Genomic DNA, 22170 nt, shown 5'->3' with positions numbered 1-22170 from the left:
TTGAGGCGGTGGACGGGACCTTGCGAATCGTTTACGCTCAAGGCATTGGGGCACGCATTACGAAGGGGTAGGCATCATGGCCGATTCGCTTGCATTGACGGAATTGACGGAACTGAAGTATCAGCGCATGAAAACGTGTGAGGAGATTCAACGACGCAGTGGTTGGCGTCCGCCGTATGCCCTGACGACCGCGTTGGAACTCCAAGCCATCGAGATGCCTCGCTTGTCCGCGAAGTGCGGACGATTGCGGACCGGTACCGTGGTTGCCGTTTCAGATGCGAATAAGAAGTACCGGGTGAAAGAGGTTACGGCGGTGGTATGGCCTTACCCGATCGATACGGTCATGGTCGAACGGCAATTTCGCTGTGTCTCCCCGGCCTGTACGTGGGCGATGTTCTCCTCGTATTTGGAACTGGAGGAGCTCATCGTACTGGCCGATTCCATGATGCGTCGAAACCGGCGATTGCGCAGGGCCGAGATGGATGAGCTGATTGCCTATTTGGATGTCGCGGAAGCGCATGTCCGTACGATTCGCGAGGAAGGCCGAAGAGCGAAGCTGTTCCAGGGTTTCGACAATTGCCGCCGTGCATTGCTGGTGGCCCGAGCCGGGACGGATTCCTCGATGGAGACCAGAACGAGACTGGCGGTGATGAAATACGGTTTGGACTGCCCTCAAGTGAATTATCCATTCCTCGATAGGAAGAACGGACGGTCATGGTATCTTGATCTCGCCTATCCCGAATTCAAGGTCTGCATTGAATACGATGGTTCCCACCATGCTGGTCGGTGGCTCGACGATGTGCGAAGACGACAGGCCATCGAGGATGAGGGGTGGAGGTACATTCAGGTCACCAACCTTGATATCGGCGATGACGAGGGCGAAGCGGCTCTTGCGCAAAGAATCGCAAAACAGATACAGGAAGTTACGGGCAAGCAGGTGCCGCTTACGTCGCGTAAGACCATATTGCAGGTATGCGATGCCAGGACGCTTCGGCGTAAGCCGATGCATGAACAGCTTCGTTTTGAGCCATTGCTGCTAGTCGATGGCGCCTTCAACGATGTCTGACGACTGCGGGCATCGGCGTTGACGTTAGCGGCGCGGCGCGTGAAGTAATTAATGAATTAATGAAGTAATTCATTAATTCATTAATTAAATATTTCAATACTGCGTCATTCGCTCGCAATGAACGCAATACCGCGGACGTGTGAGGCTTTCTCCTTTGCAAGGGGTACATCCGAGGCTCTGCAGACAACTATCTGCGTTGCAAGGGGTACGTGCAGCCGCGAATCACTTGTAGCGTCCGCGCAATATCGGCGAGTATAAACCCGTTTGCGAGGAGTAGGTACCCCTTGCAAAGCAGATAGCTGTCCGGAGAAGGCCGGATGTACCCCTTGCAAGCAAGATACATCAATTTCCGGGGTGGCGGCGCCTTACGGCCGATGCCCAATGCGATGTCGAGCCGTGAAAAGCCTGAATGGGCCTCCAAGCCGTGCAGCCGCATATGCGTGGAACCTTGATGACTGCCTGTCCCCTCGTTACAGCGTTTTCGGGCGTTGCGCATCGCCGCAAATGCCGGCAAATACAACGGTTCCCTGCTCCTCGCCACAGCGATAAGCAGGGAACCGCGCGCGAATGCCGAAAACGCGTGAAAAATCAGTACTTCATGCCCATGGCCTCGCGCACTTGGTCGAGGGTCTCCTCGGCGATGATGTTGGCGCGCTTGTTGCCGTCCTCGAGCACGTCGCGGATGTAGTCCATGTCCTTGGCCAGCTCGGCGCGGCGCTCACGGTGCGGAGCCAGGAAGTTGTTCACGGACTCGATCACGTACGCCTTGAGGGTGCCGGCACCTGCATCGCCGATCTCCTCGGCGATGTCCTTCGGGTCGCGGCCGGTCACCAGGCCAGCGGTGGTCAGCAGCGCGGAGACCTGCGGGCGGGCAATCGGGTCGAAGGTGATGCGACGCTCGGAATCGGTCGGGCTCTTCTTGATGAGCTTGGCGGTCTCCTCGGCCGTGGCGCCCAGCATGATGGAGTTGCCGTACGACTTGCTCATCTTGCGGCCGTCGAGACCCGGAATCTCCGGCGCGTCGGACAGGATAGCCGCCGGCTCCGGGAACACCGGGTGCTTCTTGGCATAGCGCTCGTTGAAACGACGGGCGATGGTGCGGGTGATTTCGATGTGCGGTAGGTTGTCCTTGCCGATCGGCACCACATTGGCCTTGCAGAACAGGATGTCGCACGCCTGATGCACCGGGTAGGTGAGCAGCAGGCCGGTCAGCGCGTGGCCGGAGGCCTCCATCTCGGACTTCACGGTGGGGTTGCGGTGCAGCTCGGCCTCGGTGACCAGCGACAGGAACGGCAGCAGCAGCTGGTTTTCGGCCGGCACGGCGGAGTGCGCGTAGATCATGGTCTTCTTCGGGTCGATGCCGGCGGCCATGTAGTCGAGCACCAGATTGAGCACGTTGTCCTGAATGTGCTCGGTGGTGTCGCGGTCGGTGATCACCTGATAGTCGGCGATGATGATGTTCGAGTGCACGCCCTTGTTCTGCATGGCCACGCGCTCCTTGATGGAGCCGAAGTAGTGGCCCAGGTGCAGGCGGCCGGTCGGCCTGTCGCCGGTGAGCATCGTGAACTTGCCGGGCTCGGCTTCCAGCTTGGCGAGCGTTTCGTCCGAACGCTTCTTCGCGGCGAGGAAACTCGCGCTCATTTCATTGCCAGCCGCTGTCAATTGCTGCTCGTCGGTCATGCGAAATCCTTTGAATAGCCCTCAAATAAACGCTTTTTATGGTAAAAGTGTGAGCCGACAACGAACAAGCCGCAAACAAGTGGTACTCTCGTATGTTGATGAATCGAACAGCATAGTAATCGCAGGGGGTCGCATGGGCCGCGGACGTCAGAAAGCCAAGCAGCAGAAAATTGCCCGTAAGCTCAAGTATTTGACTACCGATACCGATTATGACGAGCTGGCAAAGGAATTGAGCGAGCAAGAGCCGGGGGCGGGCTCGCCCGATCCGTTCGCCGATATCGAAGCCAAGTACACTGCTCACGATGCGGACGGCGATCATGAACCGTCCGTGACGGATGATCATCAGGAACCGGCTTCTCCGGCAGCCGATGACGATCTTGACGAATACGCCAAGTGGGCCGCCGAGGCCGCCGCGAAGGCGACCAGTGGCGAGTTCCCGAAGACCACGGCCAAGCCGGCGGTGCCGCATCGTCCAATTCCGATGCCGATGCCGTCCGCGCTCAAGCCGAAGAAGTGAGACATCCGGTCTCGTCCGGGATTCGGGATGATTTCCGATGATTTCAGGCGTCCGCAATAGGCGGGCGCCTTTTTCATAGGTTCATTAGGTGACTTGCTGTGCTGTGGCTTACCGTGCAGGGACCTACCGTGCAGGACCGACCAGCGGCAGCAGCCCGCTCAGGTCATCCCGTTCGCCGACCGCACTGATACGGCCCGCTTCCTTCTCCTCGGCCCACGCGGTGATGCCGCAGGCCAGCCGCAGCCAGACGTCCGGGTCCAGCTCGATCACGTCGGGCGGGGTGAGATTGTGCGGGTCCGATTCGGGGCCGTCCAAGATTTTGACCGCGCCCCACGGCGCCACGCGCACCTCCACCCCGGGCCCGGGGACGCGCCGTTCCAGCAGGAACAGCGAATAGCGCACGGCCATCGCCCATACCGGACGCGGCAGCTTCGGGGAAACGGCAAGGCGTTGCGTAGGATCGGACGCCGCCGCGGCCACCTCCTGCGCCGCCTCGTACCATTGGTGCAACGCCTCGCGCCCGCGGGGCAGATCCTTCTCCAAAATCACAGCCATGATTCCATCTTCGCATGACTGATAGTGTTCCGTGCCTCCCATGTCCGGAGGTTCGCCGGTTCTGTGTCTCGGCAGGTGCCGGCTCCGGCTGCGAGGTGTCGGCGGACCGCTCCGGGGCGGTGGGGCACGGCGTGCCGGTTCGGCGTGCCGTGTCGCCGGTTCCGCCTGCAGCCCGAGTATGGCCATCCGTTGTGCCCATTGCAAACTGGCTGGTGCAAACGATGACATACCAAGATGCGTAAACTACGTAGCGGTGCTACGCTATGAAATGAGAACGTATGCATAGCGGTCCTCGCCGACGCCGTTACGGAGAGTTCATGCATACGTTCATGTGGCGCTACCTATTGCGCGGCATAATGAAAACGGGCAATTATCCCGGAAGGAAAGTCAGAATGACCGAAATCACCGCACCCAAGTCTCCCGTTACGGCGGAGCAGTTCGCCGACGAGATTCGTGAACAACTCAAGTACACCCAGAACGTCACCCCCGAGCAGGCCACTGCCGCCGACGTGTACGTCGCCGCTTCCAAGGCCGTGCGTAACCACCTCGCCGACGCCTGGTTCAAGACCCAGGCTGACACCGTCAACGGCGACACCAAGGCCGTCGGCTACCTGTCCGCCGAGTTCCTCATGGGCAAGCAGCTCGAGAACGCGCTGCTCAACGCCGGCCTGACCGAGCAGTTCGACGCCGCCGTCGAAGCCCTCGGCTTCCAGCCGAAGGACATCGTTGACGCCGAATACGAGCCGGGCCTCGGCAACGGTGGCCTTGGTCGTCTGGCCGCCTGCTTCATCGACTCCCTCGCCTCGCTGGGCGTGCCGGCCTTCGGCTACGGCATCCAGTACAAGTACGGCATCTTCAAGCAGACGTTCGACGAGAACGGCAAGCAGGTGGAGACCCCGGACTACTGGCTGACCAACGAGGAGCCGTGGGGCCACATCGACTACAACCGTGACCAGAAGGTCTCCTTCGGCGGCGAGGTCGTCGAGGAGAACGGCAAGAAGGTCTGGAAGCCGGCGTGGTCCGTGCGCGCCGTGCCGGTCGACTACCTCGTGCCGGGCTACAAGTCCCAGCGCGTGAACACCCTTCGTCTGTGGACCGCCAAGTCCTACGACGAGTTCGACCTGCTCGCCTTCAACAAGAGCGAGTACCTGGACGCCGTCAAGCCGCAGGTCAAGGCCGAGAACATCTCCAAGATCCTCTACCCGGAGGACTCCACCAAGGTCGGCAAGGAGCTGCGCCTCGAGCAGCAGTACTTCTTCGTGTCCGCCTCCCTGCACGACGCCATCCGCGTCTTCTACCCGGGCGAGGCCAAGCCGGATCTCACCACCTTCCCGAACAAGATCACGTTCCAGCTCAACGACACCCACCCGGTGATTGGCATTCCGGAGCTCATGCGCATCCTCATCGATGAGTACGACTACGACTGGGACACCGCTTGGGGCATCACCCAGAAGACCTTCAACTACACCTGCCACACCCTGCTGCCGGAGGCCCTCGAGGTCTGGCCGGCCAGCCTGATCGGCGAGCTGCTGCCGCGTCATCTTGAGATCATCAAGAAGATCAACGAGCAGTTCGAGGACGAGCTCAAGGACAAGGGCGTCGCCGACGAGACCATCGAGCGCATGCGCATCTACACCGGTGACGCGGTCCGCATGGCCTACCTGGCCACCTACGGCGGCTCCCACGTCAACGGCGTGGCCGAGCTGCACTCCCAGCTCCTCAAGGACGTCACCCTCAAGGACTTCTCCGACGCCTACCCGGACAAGTTCACCAACGTGACCAACGGCGTCACCCCGCGTCGCTTCATCAAGCTCGCCAACCCGGGCCTGTCCGACCTCATCACCGAGGGCCTGGGCACCGACAAGTGGCTCTCCGACCTCGACCTGCTCCAGGGCCTGGTCCCGCTGGCCAAGGACGACGAGTTCGTCAAGAAGTTCGCCGCCGTCAAGCAGGCCAACAAGCACTCCTTCGTGGCCTTCGCCAAGCAGCACTACGGCATCGACGTGGACGAGAACACCCTGTTCAACACCATGGTCAAGCGTCTGCACGAGTACAAGCGCCAGAGCCTGAAGATCCTGCTGGTCATCTCGCAGTACGCCGCCCTCAAGAAGGGTGAGGTCTCCGCCGAGGAGATCCTGCCGCGCACCGTGTTCTTCGGCGCCAAGGCCGCCCCGGGCTACTACCTGGCCAAGCTGACCATCGAGCTGATCAACAACGTCTCCCGCGTCGTCAACAACGACCCGGACGTCAAGGGCAAGCTCGCCGTCCACATGCTCCCGAACTACAACATCGAGATGGCCCAGAACCTCATCCCGGCCACCGAGCTCGACGAGCAGATCTCCCAGGCCGGCAAGGAAGCCTCCGGCACCGGCAACATGAAGTTCGCCCTCAACGGCGCCCTGACCGTGGGCACCCTCGATGGCGCGAACGTCGAGATCCGCGAGAAGGTCGGCGCCGAGAACTTCTTCCTCTTCGGCATGACCGTCGATGAGGTCGAGAAGCTCTACGCCGACGGCTACGATCCGGCCAAGTACTACGAGGCCGATCCTCGCCTGAAGCAGGCCATCGAGCTCGTCGCCAACGGCACCTTCTCCAACGGCGACCGCAACGCCTACGCCCCGCTCGTCGCCGACTGGCTGACCAAGGACTGGTTCATGGCCCTCGCCGACTTCTCCTCCTACGCCGACATTCAGGCCCAGATCGAGAAGCTCTACCGCGACCCGCTCGAGTGGAACCGCAAGGCCCTGCTCAACGTCGCGAACTCCGGCTACTTCAGCTCCGATCGCTCGATGGAGGATTATTTGGAGCGCATCTGGCACACCGGTCCGCTCGCCGACTGACGGAGCGTATGCCGCCTTTCCTCAGCCTCGACCTACCTTATGTAGGCCTTCGGCTTCGGACGGCGGCCTCCGCACGCGTCATTCGACTCGCTCCGCTCGCCTGACGGCTCGGGACCGGCGCGCCAGATGCGCGCTGGTCCCTGCCTCACGACTGTTGAATGGTTGACGTCTAGGAACGGAGGCGGAGGGGTGGGGAGTGTGCATCCCGACCGTAGGCTTGGCCGAACGGCCTTGAGTGTGTCGGGATGCACACTCCCCACCCCTCCGGCGGTCAACTGACTATTCGGCGGCGAGCTGGCATTCGGCGAGCTGGCGTCCGGTCAGCTGGTATCCGGCAGCCAAACTGGCTTATGGATATGAGTAAGCCGTGCGCTACCGGTCTCAAACTCCGTTTGCGAGCACAAACAAGAAATCCCCTGCACCATTCAGGTTGCAGGGGATTTTCTTTATGACTTGGATAAGCAAAAACTCAGGCCTCAGCCGGAGCCGCCTCGCCTTCGGCTTCACCGTCGCCTTCGGCCTTGTCCTCGGCCTTGTTCAGGCCCAGGTCCACCGGCGAGGAGCTGTTCTCCCACGGCTCCTCCCACGGATCGTAATCCGGGTTCTGCTGCTTGTAGATGTACAGACCAACCACCGCTGCAAGCAATGCGCCGAACAGCAGTGCGAAGAACTTCCAACCGTTAGAAGACTTGTTCTCCATGACGGCTCCTTTCCCTGGGGATCGTCTGGTCGGCATGCCCATTCAGACCGACTCTGCTCCCTATTCTAGGCCCGTGTTTGTGTCGATTGGGTGGAATGACATGCGCCGGCGATTTACATAACCGTTCATACGACCGGCCGGTAGCCTAGACCCACAGCGGATTCCGACATTGGCGTTCGACGCGATTCGATACAGTGGAATGCATGCGTATGCCTACCAAACAGCAGATTCGATACCAATGGGAACGCGGCGGTCCGGTGGTGACTTGGGTGCTCATCGCCGTGTGCGTGGCGATATGGCTGGTGGAGGTGCTGGCGGGATTCCTCTCTCCGGTGCTCCAGAACCTGCTGATCGTGCGGGGTATGGTCGCCCCGGCCACGATGGTGCGCGAGCCGTGGACCATCGTCACGTCGATGTTCCTGCACGCGCCGAACTCGATTCTGCACATCCTGTTCAACATGCTCTCGTTGTACTCTGTGGGACCTGTGCTGGAACGGCTGATGGGCCACTGGCGGTTCCTCGGCCTGTACATGATCTCCGGCCTCGGCGGTGCCCTCGGACTGATGGTCTGGGGTGTGTTCGCTCCCGGCGGGCAAGGCTGGCAGTCGGCCGCATACGGCGCCTCTGGCGCGCTGTTCGGCCTGTTCGCGGCCCTATTGGTGGTCTACAGGCGCATCGGTGCGGACATCGGCTCGATGATGGTGTGGATGGTGGTGAACTTCGCGCTGCCGTTCATGGTGGGCGGCGTGGCCTGGCAGGCCCATGTGGGCGGATTCGTGGTCGGTGGCCTGCTTACGTGGCTGTTGACGACCGGGCTCAAGCCGTGGCGCGGCAAGAGCCTGGCTTGGCGCATGCAGGTGTACGGCTGGTTCGTGACGATTCTCGTCGTGGCGCTGATTCTGCTATGCGACACCGCCAATCCCTATGGATGGCTGCGGTTCGGCTACTTGTTCCAGTGATTGCAGCGTTGTGTGGATAACCGAATGCCGGGCATTGTGGATAACACAGTGTCCGGCATTCTGGTATTTGTGGCCGCTTGAATCTTGAGAGGGCGCGAATCTTGAGGGGTGCGAATCCGGAGATCAGTACGCCCTCGAGTTATGCACAGGAGTAAGCGTAGTGATTCCGCGGGCTACGTTGTTAAGTTGTGCACAGTTGTGCACAATAGTGGATAAGAATGTGGATAACTTGGTATGCAGTGGGATGTACACCGGGCGATGGTGCATAACTGTGGATAGCGAAATCGACGATGACGGTGGATAACTGCGGTATCCACTGTTGATTTCACGCGGTTGACACCCTTGCAGAATGCGTCAAATACCGCAATGCACACGGTTGTACACCGCTTATTCACCGGAAATCCCGTGTTGTCCACCACTTATCCACGAGTTATCCACACGGTTGTCCACATTCGGTGGATAACTGCTCGCGGAACTACAAGCGTGTAATTCATCCACATAGAGTGGATAATCCTGTGGATAACTCGTGGATAAGTGGTGGACAACAGGTGGGTAACTACATCCAGGCAAACAAAAACCGGTCCCGTTAGGGGACCGGTTCAATCACAGGTATTGCGGACCGACACCAAGTGGATGCCGTCAGGCGCGCAAGGTTCAGCGCCAACCCATCGTCATCAGGAATCCAATCATGATCAGCGCGAAGCCGATTGCAAGATTCCACGCACCGATGTTCGGAATCGGCCATGCGCCGGCCGGGGACAGGTAATACACCACGCACCAGATCAGACCGATGATCATGAAGGCGCAGAACACCGGCACGAACCAGCGCGGGTTGGACTTGGTGCCCTTGATGGTCTCCTCCACGCGGCGGGTGTTCTCCTCCTGACGGCTCATCATGCGCTGCATCTGCGGGGTCATCGTGGACTTGTCCGCAGTGGAGTTCAGGACGGCCTGAACCTGATCCATATCGACGCCGTAATTCTCGTCCTCAGCGGCCTCGGTGCCGTCAGTGGTCTTGTCGCCGTCAGTGTCCTTGGCGGTCACCTCGTCCTGCCAGTCCTTCTGGTCGTTCGAGTCGGTTTCGTGCAGCTCTTCGTTTGCCATCAGCTTAGTCTCCATTCAATAGGCTAAAAGTCATAATAGTGGTTACACTCGAAACCAGCGAACACGCCGAGGAAAAGACGGGCATTTATGGTCAGACAAGTGGGTAAGCATGGTGTGAGACGCTCGCTTGCGGCCGGTGTGGCGGCATTTGTCGTCATCGCGCTCAGTGGGTTCCTGTTGAGCACCAACGTGCGTGTGAACAAGACCGCCACGGTGAACAACGACACTGCCGACCTTATCGAGCACAGCGTGGACGAGGTGGCGGATCTGCAGAAGGACGTCACCGAATTGCAGTCACAGGTGACCACCCTGACCGACGTGCTCGGCAAGAAACCGTCACAGGGGAGCGGCACCGATACGTCGGCCGGTGACGGCTCCTCGGCGTCCGACGATTCCGGTTCCGGCCTTATGCTGCCCGAGCTCGAAGGACGGGGCGTGACCGTCACCCTCGACGACTCCCCGTTGTGGGAGAACGCCGTGAACAACAACGGTTCGACCTCGAACATCGATGATTACGTGATTCACCAGCAGGACGTGGAATCGGTGGTGAACGCGCTGTGGGCCGGCGGCGCGCAGGCCATGATGATCATGGACCAGCGCGTGCTGTTCAACTCCGCCGTGATCTGTTCGGGCAACGTGCTGTCCCTGCACGGCAAGAAATACGCGCCGCCGTTCACCATCTCCGCCATCGGCGACCCGCAGGGCATGCGCAAGGCCCTCAACGATTCCAAGGCCATCACCATCCTCAAACAGTACGTGACCGCGTTCGGCATCGGATACAAGGTGGACAACCGGGATGACCTCAAGTTCCCGGCTACCACGGCCCTGTTGCAGCAGCTCAAGTACGCCACGGTGGATACGTCCAAGGTCAAGGACGAGGAGGACGGGCAATGAGCCGCGGCCGGCACGCTGGCGGCCCCGTCCGCAGCGGTAGGGATGGCGGCAGGGGCGACAGCAGGAGTGGCGGTGACGCGATTCCCGGGGGCGACGCGTTCCCCGCAGCGTCGCCCCGGATTCTGGCATCCCAAACTTCAACGTCCCCAGCCGCAGCATCCCGGATTCCAGCCCCCCGACCCTCGACGCCACAAGCCTCGGCTCCCCAAACGCGGCGAGGTCCGCTATGGCAGGCGCTCGGCATTCTGGCCGAACTGCTGATTACCGTGGCCGCAATCTGCGCGTTGTACATCCTCTGGCAGATGTGGTGGACCGGCGTGGAGGCCGAGCAGACCCAGAACCAGACGCTGCAATCGGTGTCATGGGGCGATCCGGCCGGCACGGACGGCGATGGGGGCACCAGCATCGCCAAGGCCCAGGAGGGCGATCCGCCCATCGAACCGGAGGACCCGCAGTACGGCGACCTCATCGCACAGGTGTACATCCCGCGATTCGGCTCGGGCTGGCATCGCAATCTGGTGGAGGGTACCACGCTCGAACAGCTCAACCGCCACGGTCTCGGCCGGTACCAGACCAGCCAGCTGCCCGGTCAGGTGGGCAACTTCGCGTTCGCGGGCCACCGCAACGGCTACGGACAGCCGCTCGGCGACGTGGACAAGCTCCAGACCGGCGACCCGATCATCATCCGCACCAAGGATTACTGGTACGTGTACCACTACACGCGCTATCAGATCGTGCTGCCGACCGACACCTATGTGATCTCCGCCAACCCCGAGAACCCGGACGCGGCCCCGACCAAGCGCATGGTCACCATGACCACCTGCGAGCCGAAGTACTCCACACCCACCCACCGGTGGATCAGCTACGGCGAATTCGCCTACTGGGCCAAGGTGTCCGACGGCGTGCCCGAGGAGCTGGCCACCACCGACTCGTCCGGCGCGGTGAAATTCGCGGTGACCGAGACGCCGTCCGTGGCCTCGCGCATCGGGTCGATGGAGCGCGTGGCAATCTGGGCGTTGGTGGCATGGGCGATCGTGTTCATCGCAGCCGCCGTGGCCTGGCGATGGCCGGTGCTGCGTGCGATCCGCATGGGGGAGCGCCGTCGCCCCGACGCCAGCATCTACGGGACCGTGCTGCGGCTGCAGCCCGGCGTGCTGCCTATCCGATGGCTACTGCTCGCGCTGCTGCTCGTGGCCGCGTCCGCCGCGCTGTTCCAGTGGGGCTTCCCGTGGGCCGCCGCCCACATCCCCTTCCTCCAGCAGATGTCCAATTACGTGGCCGTGCCACAGTGACGTGGCGCGCGGACTGAGTAGTATGGCTTGCAAGACCCGCCTTTTGGACAGCAATCAGGGGAGCAAGCATGACTGATTCCGCGCATATTCTGGTGGTGGACAACTACGATTCGTTCGTCTACACCATCGTCGGATACCTGAAAACCCTCGGCGCCACCGTTGACGTGGTGCGCAACGACGCCATCGATCCCGCCAAGCCCGGTGTGCTGGACGGCTACGATGGCGTGCTGATCTCCCCCGGCCCCGGCGCCCCGGCCGATTCCGGCGCCAGCGAGGGCGTGATTCGCCTCGCCGCCGAGACCGGCACGCCGATGTTCGGCGTATGCCTTGGTCTGCAGGCGCTCGCCGAGGTCTACGGTTGCACGGTGGACCACGCACCCACGATCATGCATGGCAAGACCAGCCTCGTGGAACACATCGATGACGAGATCTTCGAGGGCGTGGCCAATCCGATGACCGCCACCCGCTACCATTCTCTGGCCGTCGAACCCGACTCCGTGCCGGATACGCTTGAGGTGACCGCATGGACGCAGGGCGACCATATCATCCAAGGCATCCGCGTCAAGGGCAAGCCCATGTACGCCGTGCAGTTCCACCCCGAATCGGTGATGACGCAGGACGGCTACCGTCTGCTCGCCAACTGGCTCAAGGTCTGCGGTCAGGACAGCGCCGTCGCCAAGTCCGCCGGACTCCAGCCCAAGGTCACGAAGTAGGGCCAATACGCTGACTGCCGCCTTCCGATTGGCCGGACGGAGTTCATGCCGAGTCTGTTATACAGAGTGAACGGTTCCTTGGGATGGTATGACTACATAGGCCGGTTGGATGGGCTTATCTGAGCTTACCGTCGCGTGGTTGAGGGGCATATCTCACGACACACTCAAGGCCGTTCGGCCAAGCTTACGGTCGTGAGATATGCCCCTCAACCACGCGACTTGCGTGCTTTGGAGTTCGGCCAGCTGAGTATATGCTGGCGGCTACTCCTCCGGGGTGGTGGGCTTGGTCTCGCCGCTGTTGCCGTTGCCATTGCCGCCGGTCGTGCCGCCGCCGGGGGTGACGGTGCCTGAGCTGCCATCGCGGGTGGTGACGGTGACCGTCGAGCCCGCATCGGCTTCCGAGCCACCGGCCGGGCTGATGCTCACCACCACTGCGGAGGCGTCCGTGGGCCCGTTGGCGACCACGGCGAAGCCCTTCGCCTCAAGCATGAGCTTGGCGGTCACATAGCTGGTGCCGGCCGCAATCGAAGGCACGGTGGCCTTCTGTTTGCCGGTGGACACCCAGATGGTGATGGTGCCGCCCTGCTGGATGTCGGACCCCGAGCTGGGGTTCATCCGCGTGATCGAGCCCTCCGGCACCGTGTCCGATTCCTCGGATTCCACGATGAAGTTGAACTTGCCCGGGCCGGTGCCGCTGTACTGCGAAAGCACGCTGTCCTTGGTCTGGCCGACCAGATCCGGCACCTTGGTCATGCCGTTGGAGACGTAGATTGTGATGGTGGTGCCCTTGGGCTGCGACTGGCCCGCCGCCGGGTCGGTGCGCGTCACCAGATCGGCCTCCACCGTGCTGCTGGGCTCGCTCTTGACCGAGGAGCTCACCTTGAATCCGGCGGCCTCCAGCTCGCTGCGGGCCTCGTCCTGCGACTTGCCCTTCACGTCGGGCACCTTCGTGCTCTGCGGGCCGTCCGAGAACCAGACCTCCACCTGGGTGCCCTTGGCCACCTTGGAACCCGCCTCCGGCGACATCTTGGTGCAGGTGCCGGCCGGTTCGGTGGACTCGGTGTCGTGCTTCTCCACCATGGTCAGGCCCAGCGCCTTGAGCTTGGCGTCGATGCCGTCCTTCGAGATGTTGGCGGTGCAGGTGGGCACAGTGACCGTGTCCGCGGCGGTCGTACTCGGTTCGCGCAGCATGAACACCACGCCGAACACGATGGCGACGACCGCGATCACGCCGATGATCGTGCTGACGATGATGGTCTTGCGCTTCTTGGCCTTGGCCGCGGCCGCACGTTGCGCCGCGCGGGACTGCACCGAGGCGAAGCTGCCGCTGGGAGGCATGATCTGCTCGAACTGGCCGGTGGCCGGGTTGTAGGCCTGCGTGGGCTGTGTGCCGGTCGCCGGCGGCACCGGACCCATCGGCATGGTGCCCTTGGTGGTCTCCGCGTTCTTGCGGGCCTGCACGTTGGCCATGTCGCTTAGCGGGTTGAACGCGGCCGCCACCGGCATGCCGCCGTTCATGAAGGTCAGGATGTCGTTGCGGAACTCGGCGGCCGTGGCGTACCGGTTCTGGCGGTCTTTGGCCATGGCCTTGGCGCAGATCGCGTCCCAGATCTTCGGCAGACCGGGCACGATGGCGGACGGCGGCGTGGCCACCTCGGACACATGCTGGTAGGCGATGGCCACCGCGGAATCGCCGGTGAACGGCGGTCGGCCGGTGAGCATCTCATACAGGACGCATCCGGCCGAATACAGGTCGGAGCGCATGTCCACGGTCTCGCCGCGCGCCTGCTCGGGGGAGAGGTACTGCGCGGTGCCGACCACGCCCTGCGACTGGGTCATCGTGGCGGCCGAATCGTCCAGCGCGCGGGCGATGCCGAAGTCCATGACCTTGACCACGCCCTGCTCGGAGATCATGATGTTGCCGGGCTTGATGTCACGGTGGATGATGCCCATGCGATGCGAATAATCAAGCGCCGAAAGCACGCCGAGCATCACCTGCTCGCAGTCGCGCTGGCTCAGCGAGCCGTTCACCTTGAGGATGTCGCGCAGGGTCTGGCCCTTGACGTACTCCATGACCAGATACGGCAGCAGCTCGGTCTGGCCGCCCTCGGTGGGTACGGTCTCCTCGCCGGAGTCGTAGATGTTGACGATGTTCGGGTTGTTCATCTGCGCCACGGCGTGCGCCTCGCGGCGGAAGCGGGCGAGGAAGATGTCGTCGTTGGCCAGGTCGGCGCGCATGATCTTGATGGCCACCGTGCGCCCCAGACGGGTGTCGAGGGCCACATGGACCTCGGCCATGCCGCCACGGCCGATGAGCTGGCCAAGCTGGTATCGGCCACCGGCCAATGCAGTAGGCATGTTGCTCATTGCTTATCCCTTCCAATCCTCGAGATCATCGACACCGGGGTGTCCAATACGATGCGCGGAGTACTGGTGACCCTGCGCGGCAATCGGCCGCCGGTCGCCACCGTCATGGTCCGGTCGTTCATTTCGGTCTGCTGGTCCAGCAGCCTCCGTTCGATGCGCGCCAGCGTACGGGAGACCACCAGCGCGTCCTTCGGACGGTCCAGCGGGTCCTTGGCCAGCATCGACATCACGAACTCGCGCAGCTGTACGTCCACCGAATCAGGCAACGGCGGCACCGGATCGTTCACATGCGCGGCAGCGATGTCCACCGGCGTGGCACCGGTGAACGGGCGGTGGCCGGCCAGTCCCTCGTAGGCCACCACGCCGAGCGAATAGATGTCCGATTGCGGCGTGGCCTGCTGGCCCTGCGCCTGTTCGGGGGAGATGTACTGGGCGGTGCCCACCACCATGCCGTCCTGGGTAATCTGGCCCTGACCGGTGGAGTAGCTCACGCCGAAGTCCGTGATTTTGACCTGGCCGGAATCGGAGACCATGATGTTCGCCGGCTTGACGTCGCGGTGGATCACGCCGTGGGAGTGCGCGACGAATAGGCCGCGCGCGGTCTGGATGAGAATCGGCAGCAGCTCGGTGGCCTCCATCGCGCCCTGCTCGTGGAACAGGTCGGCCAGCGACTTGGAGGGCACGTATTCCATGATGAGGAACCCGATGCCATCGTGTTCGTAGTATTCGAACAGCGCGGCGATGTTCGGATGTGCCAGATTGGCGGAATTATGGGCCTCGGCGCGCAGTCTGCGCAGTTTGGCCTCGGCGTTGGTCACGTCCGAGCGCAGGGCCTTGATGGCCACCTCGCGCCCGAGCTGGATGTCGTAGCCCTTCCAGACCTCGCCCATGCCGCCTTGCGCCAGACGGGAGTCCAGACGGTATCGGCGGTGGATCAGCTGTCCTTCGACCAGTCTCATTGCTGCAGAGCCTCCTCAATCATCGCGCGCATGATCGGGCCAGCGGCGAACGAACCATACAAATCAGTGTTATGCACCATCACGGCCACGGCGATCTGCGGATCGTCGGCCGGAGCGAAGCCGATCACCCAGCCGTCGATGCTGGTGTTGCCCACGCCGATCTGGGCGGTGCCCGTCTTGGCGGCCACCTGGATGCCGTCGATGCTCAGCTGCGGATTGGCCTTGGTGACCACCTGCTCCATCATCGAGGTGAGCTTGTCCGCCGAATCCTTGCTGAAGGCGTTCGCCATCACCTGCGGTTTGGTCTGGGAGAGCACGGTCAGGTCGGAGGCGCGCACGCGGTCGACGATCGTGGGGTGCATGAGTTTGCCGTCATTGGCGATCGCCTGGGCCACCATCGCCATCTGCAATGGCGTGGCCGTGGTATCGCCTTGGCCGATGGAGGCCAGCGCGAGCCGGTCCGGAGTGGGATCGCTGGGGAAGGTCGAGGCGGTCGCCTTCATCGGCGTGCCGGTCGAATCCGAGCCGTCAATGGTGATAGTGCTGCCGAAGCCGAGTTTGGTGGCCATGTCGCTGACCGTATCCGCCCCAAGCGCGACGCCCAGCTGGGCGAACGCGGTGTTCGACGACCACGCGATGGCGTCCTGCAGGGTGATTTGGCCGTTTGTGCCGTCCGCCTGCGATTCGGCGTTCGGCAGCTGGGTGGCCGTGCCGGGCAGCGTGTAGGCCGCGCCGGCGGGAATCTGCGTGTCCGGCTGGTATTTGCCGGTCTCGAGCGCCGCCGACGCCACGATGGTCTTGAACGTGGACCCGGGCGGGTAGAGCTGCGAGGTGACACGGTTGATCAGCGGGCTGTCCTCCTGGCCGGCGAGGTCCTGATACGCCTTGCTGGCGGCTGCGGCGTCATGCGAGGCCAATGTGTTCGGATCGTAGCTCGGCGTGCTCACCATGGCCAGAATGCGGCCGGTCTTCACCTCGATGGCCACGGCGGCGCCGTCGCGCGAACCCAGCTGGTCGTAGGCCACCTGCTGGAGCTTGGGGTCGATGGACGTTTCGATCGAGGCGCCCTGATTCGACCCGCCGGTGAGCATGGCCTTGGCGCGCTGCCAGACCAACGAATCGGCCTCGCCATTGAGCAGCATGCTGCGTGAGGCCTCAAGGCCGCGGTCGGCCGTCTGCGAGATGGAGAAGAAGCCGGTGACGGGCGCATACAGCGGGCCGTTGGAGTAGACGCGCTGGTACTTGAAGGCGTCGTTGACCGGTTCGGATTTGGCCATCACCGTGCCGTCCGAGGCGAGGATGGCACCACGGTCGGCACCGAGCTGGTGGTACAGCGACCGGGCGTTGCGCGAATCGTTGTTGAGCTCGTTGGCGCGGATGGCCATGAGAATCGTCGAAGACAGGCCCAGCACCACAAACAGCGCCACCACGGCGGTGAACAGCTGGCGCAGATACTTGTTCATGCGCGGTCACCTCCATTGATGGTCGGGGCGCTTGGTGCAGTCGGAACGGTTGGTGTGGCTGGAACGGTTGGAATGGTCGGAATGGGCGGCACCGGCGGCAGGGAAGCCGTGCGGGTCGACGGCTCCGGGATGTCGAACCGGGAGGGGTCCTGCTTGGTGATATCGATGATCGGCTCGTCGTCGTCCAGCGGCTCGTCGCGGTATGGGCGGTACCCGGGCTCGTCGGTGGAGCGGGCGCCGTGGGCGGCGGAAGGCACGGTGTGCGGGGCACGCGCGGCGTGGGCCGCGTGCGAGCCGTGCGGTTCCTCGATCGTCTCGATCTGCGCTGATTCGGGCGCGTCAGGCTCGCCGAACTCCCCGGTTTCCCCCGACTCATACGGTTCGTTGGGCGCCGCCGAGGAGACGGCGGAGGCGCTGCGCGGACGGACGATTTCCTCGGTGGCTTTGGCGCGCGCCTTGAGCTCCTTGTCGCGCAGCACGGCCAGCGCCTCGTACTGGAAGGTGTCGGAGGTGAGCTCCGGCTCCGGCGCGTTCGCCGCGTTGGAGATGATCACCAGCAGGGCCGCGAGGATGTAGTTGGCGATGAGGCTGGAACCGCCGGCCGCCATGTACGGCAGGGTCAGACCCGTGAGTGGGATGACCAGCGTGATGCCGCCCACCACGGTGAACACCTGGAACGCCATCGTGAACACCAGTCCGGAGGCCAGCAGCTTGCCGAAGCCGTCCTTGACCTTCATGGCGGTGATGAATCCGGAGGCGATGATGATCAGGTACATCATGAGGATGGCCAGCAGGCCCACGAGGCCCAGCTCCTCACCCAGCGAGGCGTAGATGAAGTCCGAGTTGGCGAAGGTGGTGAGCGCCGGATGGCCCTGGCCCAGACCGGTGCCCAGCAGGCCGCCGGAGGCGAGGCCGAAGATGCCGGTGACCAGCTGCCACGAGCCGCCGTACGGCTTGTTGTATTCCTCCGCGCTGAACGGGTGGAGCCAGGCGTCCACGCGCTGTCCCACATGGCTGAAGAGGCCTGCGGCCAGCACCGCGCCCGCCGCGAAGGCGATCAGGCCGATGATGATCCAGCTCTTCCGCCCGGTGGACACGTACAGCATGGCCACGAACATGGCGAAGAACATGAGCGAGGTGCCCAGATCGTGCTGCATGATGAGCACGCCCATCGAGGCGAACCACACCACGATGATCGGGCCGAGGTCCTTGATGCGCGGCAGTTGCAGGCCGAGCACCTTCTTACCGCCCACGGCCAGCTGGTCGCGATGGTCGAACAGATAGGCGGCGAAGAAGAACGCGAGGAACAGTTTGGCGAATTCGCCGGGCTGGAACTGGCCCAGACCGGGGAGCTTGACCCAGATGCGCGCGCCGTTGACCTCCTGGCCGAGCACCGGCAGCATCGGCGAAAGCAGCAGCACCAGGCCCACCACCATCGACACGTACGAGAAGCGCCGCAGCACGCGGTAGTCCTTCAGGAAGATGATGAGTGGCGCCACGATCACCAACGCCAGACACAGCCACATCAGCTGGCGCATCGCCGCGGCCTTGCCCAGACTTTGGTCGATGCGGGCGATCATCGTCACACCTGTGGCCGTCAGCAGCAGCACGCATGGGATGATCGATTGGCTGGCGTACGGCTGGAATTTGACTGTCAGCCCCCACAGCACGAGGAACAGCGCCACCACGACACCCAGCATGATGAGGTATTCGCGGGGGAACGAGCCGGTGGTCCGCTGGAACATCTGCACGAAGGCCAGCGCACCCACCCCTATCGAGAACAGCAGCAGGAAGATTTGGCGCAGGCGGGTCGCGATCATTGCGCACCCCCCGTGGCGGCGTCGTCCGCCGCGCCGATGCCGGACTGGTTGGACGAGCCGGAGTCGGCACCGGATGAGCCCGAGCCGGAGCTGGACGAGCCAGACGAGCCGGCGGACGAATCAGCCTTCGCCTTATCCGTGCTCTTGGCCAGCGCCTTGGCCTTTTCGGCCTCGGCACGCTTCTGCTGCTCCTCGAGCTTGGCCATCTCGCTGCGGATGATGTTCACATGCGATTGCGCCTCGGCCATCGAATCCACCGTGATGCCCTGCGACAGCTGGTCGCGCCATGTGGCCGGCAGATCGGAGGCGGCGATGTCCGTACGCTCCACCTCGTGGGACAGCTCAAGTCCGAACAGGTTGGTCGGAATGCCCTGATAGATGGTCACGTTGCCGCTGGCGCTGCCCACGTAATACCGGGTCTGGCTCCAGGCGTACGCGCCCCAGCCGGCACCGGCCAGAGCCGCCACCACCAGTACGCAGGTGATGATGGTGGCGATCATGTTGCGGCGCCTTCTGCCGCGCTTGGCCTTCTTCTGCTCGGCCTGCTCGGCGTGGATGGCCTTGGCCACCTCGGGGTCGTTCGGATCGGCCGAAAGCCGGCCGTCGGGCTTGCGGACCACCGGGATTTCGCCGGTGTCGGGATTGGTGCGCTCGCCGGTCTCCTCGCGGACGGTGGACGGTTGCGCCACGCGTATGGTGCCGGCTTCGGCCGCGGCGCCGTCCTTGGTGTCGTCGTGGGCGTCGGCCGGCTGGATGAGCGCGGCCGCACGCTGGGCCGGGGAATCGTCCTCTTTGAGCGCGGGGGCGGTGGCCACCGGTTCGTTGATGATGTCGGCGATGGGCTCGAGATTGCCGCTCGCCGCGCCGCCGATGAGCGGCGTCTGGTGGGGCAGGTCGAAGGCGCTGGCGTCCAGGGCCAGCGTGGCGTCCGCGATTACGGCGGTCACGTTGTCGGTGCTGCCGGCGCGCAGGGCCATCTGCACGAGTTGCTGCGCGCATTCGCCCTGATCGGACAGCGCGGTCATGGTCTCCTCGATGGTCGAGTCCTCGAGCACGCCGCACAGGCCGTCGGAGCACAGCAGCCAGCGGTCGGCCGGATGGGCCTTGCGGATGGAGATGTCCGGGTGCGGGTCGATGTCGAAATCGCCGAGCACGCGCATCACCACGTTGCGCTGGGGATGGTTCTTCGCTTCGGCGGGAGTGATGCGGCCGGTGTCGATGAGGTGCTGGACGTAGCTGTGATCGCAGGTGACGCGGCTCAGATGGCCGTCGCGGAGCAGATAGGCTCGCGAGTCGCCGATATGCGCGATGACCCAGTACCCGGCGACCAGCGCCACGGCGGTCACGGTGGTGCCCATGCCGGCGAGCTTGCGTTCGCGCTTGGCCTTGCCGACGATGGCGTCGTGCGCGGCCATGATGGAGGTCTCCATCATGCGAGAGATGGCTTCGATGTCGCCGCCGGTGTCGTCCTGTTCGATGTGCGCCAGCGACCGGATGGCGATCGAGGATGCCGTGTCGCCGCCGGCGTGACCGCCCATGCCGTCGCAGATGGCGATGAGATGCTCGCCCGCGAAGGATGAGTCCTGGTTGTTCGCGCGCACCGTGCCCACGTCGGACACGGTGGTGGAGTACAGGAACAACGGTTGCGAAACGGCGGAATTGGGCATGCGGCTACCTCAGTTCGAAGGTGGTGGCGCCGATGCGCACGGGAACGCGGGCGGGCAGGATGGTCGGGCGGTTGATGCGCTGCATATTGACGACGGTGCCGTTGGTGGAGCTCAGATCCTCGATGACCCACTGGCCGGAACGGGGATCCTTGTAGACGCGGGCATGGTGGGAGGAGACGAACTCGTCATCCAGCACCACGGTGTTCGAGGCGGCGCGTCCCAGCGTGATCTCGGCACCGTTCAGCGGCACGGAGCTGCCCGCCAGCGGGCCGTCGATGATGACCAGCAGGGTAGGCTCCGCCTGCGGTCCGGCGGCCTGGGGATGCCGTGAACGGATCGGTGCCTGCGGTGCGGCCCCCTCGGTCTTATGGGCTTCGCGTTCACGCTCGCGACGGCGGCGTGCTCGCGACGGCTTCGGGCTGAACGTTGCGATGTCCCGATGCAGCGAACGTATGCACAGCCACACGAAGACCCACAGCAGGACCAGTAATCCGTACTTGAGAAGGGCGAATGTCAGTTCGGTCATGTGATGCCGACTTTCGGGCGTTGCGCTCGGTTACTCCTGGGCTTGCGCCGAGGCCCAGTAGAGGATGCGCGTGCGGCCGATGGTGATGGTGTTGCCGTCCAGCAGCGTGGCGGCGGGCACCTGATGGCCCTCGACGTAGGTGCCGTTCGTGGAGCCGAGGTCGCGCGCAATCACGCCGTTGTCGGTGATGTCGATCTCCAGATGCTTGCGGGAGATGCCCGGATCGTCGATGACGATGTCACAGCCGGAGCCGCGGCCGATCACGGTCTTGTCCTTGGTGAGCAGGTACTGGTTGCCGTTCACCTCGAGCACCGGGCTGTCCTCGGTCTGGGCGTCCGTGGTGACGGGCACGGCGTTGCCCTGCACGGATTCGGAAGTGAGGTTGAAGTTGCCCTTGGACAGGTCCAGATCCTCCTCGAAGATCACGACCACGGGCCCAACGAAGGCGTAATGCTGGCTCTTCGCGTACTCGGTGAGGTTGTCCGCGAGCTCATTGGCCAGCGTTTCGCTGCCCCAGGCCTCGATGCGGTCGAAGTCCGGCGTGCTCAGCTTGAAGCGGTATTCGTTCGGGGCGACCGTGCGGTCGCGGCCCACCGGCATGGCTTCGGCGTCGATCTCGCGCTCCAGGGCGCTGGAAAGGTCGACAGGTTGCAGGTCCTTGGAGCCGAATTTGGCGAATACTCCGTTGACCGCACCCTCCACGCTTTTTTCAAAACGGTCGAGAACGCTCATAGTCCTCCCTTTCTAATCTTCACCCATCCTACGCGGCCATGGGAATTTGGCGCAAAAAACGGGGCCCGTGTGTGGTGATGGGTGCAAAATTTCCAAAAATTAGACATTCCTATGGGCCTTCCATGGGCGTGGCGCACCACTTTGCGCCACGGTGCGGTGCTGCGCCGGCGAGGCTGTCGCTCGTCTGGGAGACACGTTCCGTGGAGCCGGAAAGTGGGCGCTGCGCCGGCGAGGCTGCCGCGCCGTAAGATCGCCGATTATGTTTTGGCTCCCATTCGAGTGGGACGGAGTGGGACGGAAATGCAGATTCGCTGAT

Annotated in this window: 18 protein-coding genes; 7 read left to right on the top strand and 11 right to left on the bottom strand. The window is 63.3% G+C overall.

The features are described 5' to 3' along the window. The first annotated feature begins 76 nt into the window (after nucleotides 1–76). A complete protein-coding gene (locus BG22_RS03040; RefSeq protein WP_140493078.1) occupies nucleotides 77–1066 on the top strand; it encodes a DUF559 domain-containing protein in 990 nt (329 codons plus the stop codon). Nucleotides 1067–1654: 588 nt separating this feature from the next. Here BG22_RS03040 and trpS read toward each other — a convergent pair. Next, nucleotides 1655–2746 (bottom strand): tryptophan--tRNA ligase, encoded by a 1092-nt coding sequence (trpS, locus tag BG22_RS03035; protein WP_094667271.1) that lies wholly within the window; start codon nucleotides 2744–2746, stop codon nucleotides 1655–1657. A gap of 133 nt (nucleotides 2747–2879) precedes the next feature. Between trpS and BG22_RS03030 the strand changes: the two genes are divergently transcribed. After that, on the top strand, nucleotides 2880–3263 hold the full coding sequence (locus tag BG22_RS03030) for a DUF3073 domain-containing protein (RefSeq protein ID WP_094667270.1): 384 nt from the start codon (nucleotides 2880–2882) through the stop codon (nucleotides 3261–3263). A 123-nt stretch (nucleotides 3264–3386) separates the two neighbouring features. Here the strand turns inward: BG22_RS03030 and BG22_RS03025 are convergent, their stop codons facing one another. Beyond that, nucleotides 3387–3818 (bottom strand): sterol carrier family protein, encoded by a 432-nt coding sequence (locus BG22_RS03025; protein WP_094667269.1) that lies wholly within the window; start codon nucleotides 3816–3818, stop codon nucleotides 3387–3389. Between the two features lie 392 nt (nucleotides 3819–4210). On the opposite strand from BG22_RS03025, the gene BG22_RS03020 reads away from it, so the two are divergent. Next, on the top strand, nucleotides 4211–6658 hold the full coding sequence (locus tag BG22_RS03020; protein ID WP_181163349.1) for a glycogen/starch/alpha-glucan phosphorylase: 2448 nt from the start codon (nucleotides 4211–4213) through the stop codon (nucleotides 6656–6658). Between the two features lie 469 nt (nucleotides 6659–7127). Here BG22_RS03020 and BG22_RS03015 read toward each other — a convergent pair whose 3' ends face one another. Further along, nucleotides 7128–7358 (bottom strand): hypothetical protein, encoded by a 231-nt coding sequence (locus tag BG22_RS03015; RefSeq protein ID WP_181163348.1) that lies wholly within the window; start codon nucleotides 7356–7358, stop codon nucleotides 7128–7130. A gap of 203 nt (nucleotides 7359–7561) precedes the next feature. On the opposite strand from BG22_RS03015, the gene BG22_RS03010 reads away from it, so the two are divergent. Then, nucleotides 7562–8317 (top strand): rhomboid family intramembrane serine protease, encoded by a 756-nt coding sequence (locus BG22_RS03010; protein WP_140493069.1) that lies wholly within the window; start codon nucleotides 7562–7564, stop codon nucleotides 8315–8317. 654 nt (nucleotides 8318–8971) lie between these two features. Here BG22_RS03010 and crgA read toward each other — a convergent pair. After that, complete coding sequence (crgA, locus tag BG22_RS03000) at nucleotides 8972–9421, bottom strand: cell division protein CrgA (protein WP_094667904.1); 450 nt, start codon at nucleotides 9419–9421, stop codon at nucleotides 8972–8974. 87 nt (nucleotides 9422–9508) lie between these two features. Between crgA and BG22_RS02995 the strand changes: the two genes are divergently transcribed. The 3 genes from BG22_RS02995 to BG22_RS02985 all read left to right on the top strand — a co-directional run bounded on the left by BG22_RS02995 (nucleotide 9509) and on the right by BG22_RS02985 (nucleotide 12320). Next, on the top strand, nucleotides 9509–10315 hold the full coding sequence (locus BG22_RS02995; RefSeq protein ID WP_140493066.1) for a DUF881 domain-containing protein: 807 nt from the start codon (nucleotides 9509–9511) through the stop codon (nucleotides 10313–10315). Between the two features lie 119 nt (nucleotides 10316–10434). Further along, complete coding sequence (locus BG22_RS02990) at nucleotides 10435–11607, top strand: class E sortase (RefSeq protein WP_375137685.1); 1173 nt, start codon at nucleotides 10435–10437, stop codon at nucleotides 11605–11607. Between the two features lie 68 nt (nucleotides 11608–11675). Continuing rightward, nucleotides 11676–12320, top strand: a complete 645-nt coding sequence (locus BG22_RS02985; protein ID WP_094667907.1) for an aminodeoxychorismate/anthranilate synthase component II — start codon at nucleotides 11676–11678, stop codon at nucleotides 12318–12320. Nucleotides 12321–12581: 261 nt separating this feature from the next. On the opposite strand, the gene pknB is transcribed toward BG22_RS02985, so the two are convergent. From pknB to BG22_RS02950, 7 genes are read right to left on the bottom strand one after another with little or no spacing between them, the layout of a single operon-like run. After that, complete coding sequence (pknB, locus tag BG22_RS02980; RefSeq protein ID WP_094667985.1) at nucleotides 12582–14678, bottom strand: Stk1 family PASTA domain-containing Ser/Thr kinase; 2097 nt, start codon at nucleotides 14676–14678, stop codon at nucleotides 12582–12584. Nucleotides 14679–14683: 5 nt separating this feature from the next. Then, nucleotides 14684–15646 carry a serine/threonine-protein kinase gene (locus BG22_RS02975; RefSeq protein ID WP_094667908.1) on the bottom strand — a complete coding sequence of 321 codons (963 nt, stop codon included), beginning with the start codon at nucleotides 15644–15646 and terminating at the stop codon, nucleotides 14684–14686. Next, nucleotides 15643–17109, bottom strand: a complete 1467-nt coding sequence (locus BG22_RS02970) for a penicillin-binding protein 2 (RefSeq protein ID WP_140493061.1) — start codon at nucleotides 17107–17109, stop codon at nucleotides 15643–15645. The genes BG22_RS02975 and BG22_RS02970 overlap by 4 nt, the downstream gene beginning before the upstream one ends. After that, the gene (locus tag BG22_RS02965; protein WP_140493058.1) at nucleotides 17106–18929 is read right to left on the bottom strand and encodes an FtsW/RodA/SpoVE family cell cycle protein; all 1824 of its coding nucleotides are present in this window, start codon (nucleotides 18927–18929) and stop codon (nucleotides 17106–17108) included. Before BG22_RS02965 ends, BG22_RS02970 begins: the two co-directional genes overlap by 4 nt. Next, nucleotides 18926–20596 carry a PP2C family serine/threonine-protein phosphatase gene (locus BG22_RS02960; protein WP_140493054.1) on the bottom strand — a complete coding sequence of 557 codons (1671 nt, stop codon included), beginning with the start codon at nucleotides 20594–20596 and terminating at the stop codon, nucleotides 18926–18928. The genes BG22_RS02965 and BG22_RS02960 overlap by 4 nt, the downstream gene beginning before the upstream one ends. A gap of 4 nt (nucleotides 20597–20600) precedes the next feature. Further along, nucleotides 20601–21122, bottom strand: a complete 522-nt coding sequence (locus BG22_RS02955; RefSeq protein ID WP_140493049.1) for an FHA domain-containing protein — start codon at nucleotides 21120–21122, stop codon at nucleotides 20601–20603. Between the two features lie 30 nt (nucleotides 21123–21152). Beyond that, nucleotides 21153–21854 (bottom strand): DUF3662 and FHA domain-containing protein, encoded by a 702-nt coding sequence (locus BG22_RS02950; protein WP_094667912.1) that lies wholly within the window; start codon nucleotides 21852–21854, stop codon nucleotides 21153–21155. Between the last annotated feature and the right edge of the window lie 316 nt (nucleotides 21855–22170).

It is taken from the genome of Bifidobacterium sp. UTBIF-78 (assembly GCF_006408945.1).
Taxonomy (GTDB): domain Bacteria; phylum Actinomycetota; class Actinomycetes; order Actinomycetales; family Bifidobacteriaceae; genus Bifidobacterium; species Bifidobacterium myosotis.
The sequence above is the reverse complement of the archived record's forward strand: the minus strand, read 5'-3'. Positions and strand labels throughout refer to the sequence as shown.